A 6,737-nucleotide genomic window follows, 5' to 3' on the forward strand; every position below is an offset into this window, starting at 1 on the left:
AAGCCCGACACCGCGGTCTCGTGGCTGCTCTACTGAGACATGCCCGAAACCCCGGCAGCTGTCGCCGCGGAGATCAGCGCGCTCCGCGCCGCCGTCCGCGCCCGTGTGCCGTCGAAGAAGCCCAAGAACCTCCTGATCGGCAGCTGGAACCTGCGGGCGTTCGGAGATGTCACCCCCAAGTGGTCGGCGGCGGCGAACGACTCCCCGAAGCGTGACTGGCGCGCGGTCGCCCTCATCGCGGCGCTCATGTCCTACTTCGACGTGATCTCCGTCCAGGAGGTTCGCCGCGAGACGGAGGCCTTGCGGTTCCTGCTCACACGGCTCGGTCCCAACTGGAAGGTGATCACCTCCGACGTCACGGAGGGCGACGAGGGCAACGGGGAACGACTGAGCTTCATCTACGACTCGACCCGAGTGCAGCCGTCGGGGCTGGTGGGCGAGATCGTGCTGCCGAGCACGGTGACGGAACCGGCGCAGCAGTTCGCCCGGACGCCCTACGCCGCCAGCTTCAGACGCGAGGACATCGAGTTCATCCTGACGTCCGTACACATCATCTGGGGCAAGAACGTGACCGAGCGGATCCCCGAGCTGACGAAGTTCGCCAACTGGATGCGCAGATGGGCTGACCGGCCAACGGACTGGAACCGGAACCTGCTGGTGCTGGGCGACTTCAACATCGACCGCATGGGCAGCGACCTCTACAAGGCATTGTTCTCGACCGGGCTGTTCCCGCCCGCCGAGCTCAACGAGGTGCCGCGCACCATCTTCTCCAACGACAGGAACAAGAACTTCTACGACCAGATCGCGTGGTTCTCCGACTTCCAGACCATGGACAACGTGCTCACAGGGCTTCGCTATGAGGGCGTGGCCGGCGGCTTCGACTTCCTCCCGTTCGCCTTCCACGGCAAGACCAAGGCCGAGGTGTCCTGGCGCATCTCCGACCACTACCCACTGTGGGTCGAGTTCCAGCTCGACTGAGGATGAGGTCGTGCTCAACGTCTGGCGCCCTGGATCGTTGTTCGTGATCCTCTTCGTCGGTTCCGCCGTGCCTCTCGGGGAGCTGGTCGGATCGTTCGCCGATTCCGATGCTCAGTTCGTCACGCTCCTCTCCGACACCGGCAACAGGATCGGCTACGTCGCGGGCTCCGTCCTCCTGCTCCTGGCAGGCCTTGCCTTCGTCTGGTTCGCCCATGCGCTGTCCTTCGACACCGGGGCCTTCCGGGCTCCTCTGCTGGTCACAGGCGCTGCAGCCGCGATCGGGATGATCGTCGCGGCGCTCGCGTTCGCCACGGTGCCGCTCAGTCTTCTGGTCGGCTCGTTCTTCGGTGACCCCGGCCTCGAGTCCGGCCAGGCCGTGCTCCCGCAGTTCGGGTACGTCGCCCTCGGCCTCGGCGGGACGCTGCCGGCCGCCATCTTCATCGCGATCGCGGCCAGAACCCCGGACCTCCTGCCTCGGTGGCTGTCGATCTCGAGCTATCCGGTGGCGGTCCTGGTGGCGCTGACGGCCTTCCTCTTCCTGCCGTTCGTCCTCTTCGTTCTGTGGGTCGTCGCGGCGACGGTGGCGGTCAGTCGTCGCGGACGCCCATGAGCGACCACATCACCATGGTCGTGTCCCACCCGAGTGCCGTGTAAAGGCTCGCGCCGTCGGCCGTTGCCGCCATCAGGCCGGTGCGCGCCCCATGGTCGACCGCCCAGATCGTCAGCGCACCGATGACGTGGCGACCGAGCCCTTGGCGACGGTGACCCGGTGATGTCTCGACGGCGTCGATGACTGCGTCCGCGCCCAGCACTCCGACCATGCCCTCGGAAACCACCCGTTCGCCGTCATCGACGGTGTACGACGCGCGGTGGCCGTCGTCGACCCATCGGGAGGTGAACCGGTCCGATACTGGCACCGGCGATGGTGCGAGCGCCGTGGTCATGAACACCTCGTCGTCCCGGTCGACGCGCAGGCCCGGTGGCAGGGGAGGGGCCAGGTACGGGCCGAGATCACGACCGACCACGGTGAGCATCTCGAGCGGATCATGCGCCGTGTGACGCGCCAGCACATCGAACGCCGGCCGTCCGGGGTCGACGCAGATGATCTCGGTCTCCCGCGACGGTCGCCGCACGTGCACGAGCGGCCAGCCGTCGACGTCCTCCACACGCATGGAGTGGACCTGGGCCCACCCGCGGACCCATCGCATCACCAGCTCCCGGTCGCCCACATGACCATCCTGCCGCGTTTATCGGTCCTCATCGGTCATGATGGCGGGAGCGAGGGGAGCGCGACATGGACGACGACTCCGGTGGCGCAACCTGGGTGGAGCTGCGGGTGCACGGCGTCAGCGGAACGCCACCGGAGGATCTGCTCGCCTCGCCCCATGTCCTGCAGGTCGACGGCGACGACCGCTCTCGCTTCTTCCGCAAGGTCGACGCACAGGGCCACATCCAGGCCGCGGACGACGGACACGCCGTCGAGGGTTTCCACTGGGGCCGGTACACGTCGGGCTCGTGGCTCAAGGCATTCTGGCTCGCGCTGCTCCCGTTCGGGCTGGTCAACGCCTCGGCATTCATGCTTCCGGCCCCGCACGATGCCGACGGGTCGCCGATCCGCCACGCCGGTGCGTTCCGGATGGTGGCCCTCGCGGCGCTGCGCTTCCTGGCGTTGCTGCTGACGATCATGCTGAGCTTCGCCACCACTCTCACGCTCATCGATCTTGTGGGCGCGCGTTGGGCACCCCGTCAGTCATTCGTGCCCGGATGGCTCGAGCCTGGCATCCCGTCCCTCGCCGTCGCGCTGTCCGGGGCGTTCGTCCTTGTGCTCGGAGGAGCGACGCTGATCGGACGGCTGTTCGGACGCGGAGGCGGTGAGGCAGACCAGGCCACGCCGGCCGGCGTGTCGGGCACGCCGATGACACCGTTCGCCGGTGCCGACTTCTATCGCGGCGACCCCGACACGCTCGCCCTGCGGGGCCTGCACACCGCAATGGGTCTCGCCGTTCCGGCCTACATGGGCCTCAGCTTCGCCAAGCAGGGCACGGCCGGTGCCGGGCTGCTGCTGGTCGCGGTATTAGTCGTCACCGTGCTGCTCGGCGATCCGGAACAGGCTGCCACGACCGGGCTCGACGGTGCACCGACACGTCGCGTGAGCCGGTGGCATCGGGTGGCGTCGGCGCTGTCCGGCCTTTTCGTCGTCGCTGGGCTCATACTCATCACCTGGGCGTCGTGGTCGGTGTACGGCACGAAGCGCCCTGAGGCGCTTGACGCCCTCGACCGATTCCTGGTCCGGTACGACCAGTTCGACAACCGCTCCGTGCTTCTGCTGTACGCGGGAGCGATCGGGCTCGGCGTGCTGGTGCTCGCCGTCGGCGGACTGTCGTGGGCGACGCGCCGGACGCGCGCGGCAGACGGGCCGGCGTCGTACTTCCGGCCGTACAGCAAGGGCATGACCGCGATCCCAGTCGCGGGCCTGGGTGTGTTCCTCGGCGTCGGCTACTCGGCCGCGGTCGTGATCGGCGTCGCGTCGCTGCTGAGCGAACGGACCGGGAGCCGGCGAGCCGAGCTCGGCATCACCTTGATGCTCGACCGGGTCGCCTACGCGTGGGGACTGTCGATCTTCCCGGCGATCCTGATCGTGGTCTTCCTTGTGGTCAGGAGGGCGATGAGTCGGCTGGGTATGGCCGAGAAGGCCTTGATCGGCTACCCGGACGACTCGGCGTTCGCTCCCGACAGTTTGCGTTCCTGGCGCTCGAAGCTCGGCAGCACGGTGTGGTTCGCGCGCGTGAAGAACGGTGTCGAGCCGATCCTCTGGACGCTCGTGGGAGTCGGCGGTGTGCTGATGCTGGCGTTGGTCCTGGAAATGTGGTTCGGGAACCTACCGGGCCACCTCGGCTACCTCAGCCGGCAGACGTCCAACGGTCACGGTGCGGTGCTTCTCACCCAGCTCGGTGTCTGGGTGCTCCTCGGGCTGATGCTCGCGTTGGTGTTCCTGGCGCGCGGCGCCTTCCGCGACGCGTCCGTGCGGCGCAGCGTCAACATCGTGTGGGACGTCGTCGCGTTCTGGCCTCACGCCGTGCACCCGTTCATCCCGACGCCGTACTCGTTACGGACCGTGGGCGACCTGGCAGACCGGATCCGTCACTATTCGGGCCCGTCGACCGAGGGTCGTGCGGTGGTGGTCTGCGGTCACAGCCAGGGGAGCCTGGTCAGTTTCGCGGCGTTGAACCTGCTCGGCACGGGCGAGTGCGAACGTATCGGACTGGTCACGTTCGGTTCGCAGCTGCGTCTGATGTTCGCCCGAGCGTTCCCGATGTACGTCAACTACGAGTCGATCCGGCGTTTGCATGACCGTCTCGACGGCGCTTGGGTGAGCCTCTACCGCGACACCGACCCGTTGGCCGGACCGGTGCTGTCCTGGCGCCACGAGGGCGAGGGTGCGGAAGCTGAGTCCGGCCACTTCCCGGATCCGGGCGCGGGGGAGAGGCCAGACGAGATCGTCGGCCCGTACCGGACTCGCCGTTGCGGCGACGACTGGCGCCTGGTCGACCCAGTGCCGCGTGTAGACGAGCTCCAGGCCGCGCCCGTCAACGAGCTGCACGGCCACAGCAACTATTGGTCGAACCCCGAATGGCCGACGGCCTTGGCCGAGGTCCGATCGCGCTGACTCATCTCGCGCGATCAGGGCGCGAGGGGCGATCCGGGGATGTTTCGCAGGACGGTGAACACCGCGAGCACTGCCAACAGCGACCAGCAAAATCCTGCCGACGACGGCGGCCCGGCGATCCTACGACCGACTGCGGCGGCCATCTGATGGACCCACCACCACGCTAGCCAGGCCAGTGCCGGGAGAAGCAGGAGATTGTGGCCGATCGCCTCGAGCGGTTGACCGACCAGCAGGTCGTGCACGCCGCGCATGCTTCCGCACCCGGGGCAGTATCCGCCGGTGAGCGCGTTGACCGGACACGCGCCCCAGGAGTGTGTCTGATGCGGGTCGCGGAGGAGAACCGCCACCGCCCCCGCAGCCGCGAGTGCTGCGAGGGCGGCAGGGGCAGCCCAGATTCGGGAGGAAAGTCTCTTCTCCCGACCCCGGGCCACCATGGTCATGATCAGAACTCGCTGCCGCTCATGTCGCCGCTCATGCTGACACCGAAGGCGATGACGACGATCACATAGAGAACGATCACGGCAACTCCGGAGAGCGCAGCGATGATGGCCCACTTCTTGGCGTTGTCCGAATCGGCCTGCGCGCCGGCCGCGTCGCCGCCGCTCCACTTCCCGTCGACCCGCGCGGCATAGACGATCGAGACGATGCCGAACGGCAGGCAGCAGAACAGTGTCGTGAGGATGCCCCACACGAGGTTGGACGGTGGCTTCTGGCCCATGCTGGGGCCCGGGTACTCACCAGGGCTCGGCGGCGGGGGAGGAGGTGGCGGTGGCTGGGTCGACATCTGGCGGATCCTTGTCGGTAACCGTCGGGCGTCTGATTGCCGACGGGCTTCGCTTGTTCTATCACCCAAGTCGCCCTGCGGTCACGACGACACCACAGTTCGTTCGTTGCAAGACGAACAGCGGCCCGAGACCGTGCGTCGGTCTCGGGTCGCTGATGTTCTGTTCAGACATTCCTTGCGTACGCCGCCTTACAGCCCGAGGTCGATGTACGCCTCGCCGCCACCAAAGAGGTCACTGACTTCAAGCAGGCCACCCTTGGCCTTGCCCACGGGCACGTCATAGACGAGGATCCCGGTTTCGGGAACGTCCGGCTGCATGTCCATGAGCATGAACGACTCGTCGCCTTCACCAGCCGACGCAATCGTGCCGTCGCTGTCGGTTGAGTACTTCTTGTCGTTGGTAGCGATGAACTTCGTAGCCTCGTCGAGGAACGTCTTCGTCTCGTCCTTCTTGTTCTCGACGGTCAGCTCGACCACGACGAACACACCGTTGGCCTTCTCCTTGAAGAACTCGCCACCAACCGTGGGAGTCTTCTTCGCGCTCTTGACGGTGTACTCGGTCCCCTCGAGCTTGACCGTCTCACCGACCTTGACCGGGTTGCTCTTGGAACCAGTCTTGTTCGAATTTGAGGATGTGTCTCCGCTGGACGAATTCCCGACTACCTCGGGACCGCCAGAGTCCGACCCGCCCGACGTTGCAGCAATGACGATGCTCAGCGCGATGACGGCCAAAAGCCCAATCCACCGCTTCTTTTTGTACCAGGGACGAGTGGCCTTGGCGTAGGCCTTCTCGGCCTTCGCATCAGCGCGGGTCCTGACCGGCGGTTGAGCCTGGGCCGGAGCCGCAACGGCGGTCGCGGTCTGAGCCGATCCGGGCGCCGGATGCTGGTGGTCGGTCCACTGGTCGCCGTCCCACCATCGGTTCGTGCCATCGCTGTCGGGATACCAGCCGGCAGGTGCTTTTTCAGACATGAGAGTTCCCCCAATTTCAAAGAGTTCTAGGCTTTGGGCGCCTCAGAATCGGCGCAACCTTCGGAAGCATATGGACGCCCGGACGCGATTGGCGCCGAACATCACAAACCAGTCACATCGAGTGCGGAAGATGGCTCACTCGGACTAGGTGACTTGACTGGTCGCCTGCGCGCCGGATGCGTTCGACAGCTATTGACCGCTGATCAGCAAGACTTCACGCCGCTTCCTGAGCCCCACTCGCAACGGTCAACTCGCGTCGGACCGCTCTTTCGCAGGAAAGCCGTGTCGCCAGCGTTGTTCCACACGTACCAGTTTCTGTCCCAATAGAGGTCCGTC

7 protein-coding genes are annotated in these 6,737 nt (G+C 66.4%); 3 read left to right on the forward strand and 4 right to left on the reverse strand.

Going from position 1 to position 6,737, the window contains the following annotated elements; all coding sequences use genetic code 11:
* The first annotated feature begins 39 nt into the window (after positions 1 to 39).
* Complete coding sequence (locus tag ACRDPN_RS08915; RefSeq protein WP_431447090.1) at positions 40 to 978, forward strand: endonuclease/exonuclease/phosphatase family protein; 939 nt, start codon at positions 40 to 42, stop codon at positions 976 to 978.
* 10 nt (positions 979 to 988) lie between these two features.
* Positions 989 to 1,588, forward strand: a complete 600-nt coding sequence (locus tag ACRDPN_RS08920; RefSeq protein WP_431447091.1) for a hypothetical protein — start codon at positions 989 to 991, stop codon at positions 1,586 to 1,588.
* Here the strand turns inward: ACRDPN_RS08920 and ACRDPN_RS08925 are convergent.
* Positions 1,566 to 2,207, reverse strand: a complete 642-nt coding sequence (locus tag ACRDPN_RS08925) for a GNAT family N-acetyltransferase (protein WP_431447092.1) — start codon at positions 2,205 to 2,207, stop codon at positions 1,566 to 1,568. The two genes, ACRDPN_RS08920 and ACRDPN_RS08925, sit on opposite strands and share 23 nt — an antisense overlap.
* A gap of 65 nt (positions 2,208 to 2,272) precedes the next feature.
* Here ACRDPN_RS08925 and ACRDPN_RS08930 point away from each other — a divergent pair, with 65 nt between their 5' ends.
* The gene (locus ACRDPN_RS08930) at positions 2,273 to 4,645 is read left to right on the forward strand and encodes a hypothetical protein (protein ID WP_431447093.1); all 2,373 of its coding nucleotides are present in this window, start codon (positions 2,273 to 2,275) and stop codon (positions 4,643 to 4,645) included.
* Positions 4,646 to 4,659: 14 nt separating this feature from the next.
* Here the strand turns inward: ACRDPN_RS08930 and ACRDPN_RS08935 are convergent, their stop codons facing one another.
* The 3 genes from ACRDPN_RS08935 to ACRDPN_RS08945 form a co-directional block, all read right to left on the reverse strand.
* Positions 4,660 to 5,085, reverse strand: coding sequence for a DUF2752 domain-containing protein (locus ACRDPN_RS08935; protein WP_431447094.1), 426 nt, complete (start codon positions 5,083 to 5,085; stop codon positions 4,660 to 4,662).
* A gap of 2 nt (positions 5,086 to 5,087) precedes the next feature.
* Positions 5,088 to 5,429, reverse strand: a complete 342-nt coding sequence (locus ACRDPN_RS08940; protein WP_431447095.1) for a CD225/dispanin family protein — start codon at positions 5,427 to 5,429, stop codon at positions 5,088 to 5,090.
* A 189-nt stretch (positions 5,430 to 5,618) separates the two neighbouring features.
* Positions 5,619 to 6,401, reverse strand: coding sequence for a DUF4352 domain-containing protein (locus ACRDPN_RS08945; protein WP_431447096.1), 783 nt, complete (start codon positions 6,399 to 6,401; stop codon positions 5,619 to 5,621).
* Between the last annotated feature and the right edge of the window lie 336 nt (positions 6,402 to 6,737).

The organism is Aeromicrobium sp. (assembly GCF_050700635.1).
Taxonomy (GTDB): Bacteria; Actinomycetota; Actinomycetes; order Propionibacteriales; family Nocardioidaceae; genus Aeromicrobium.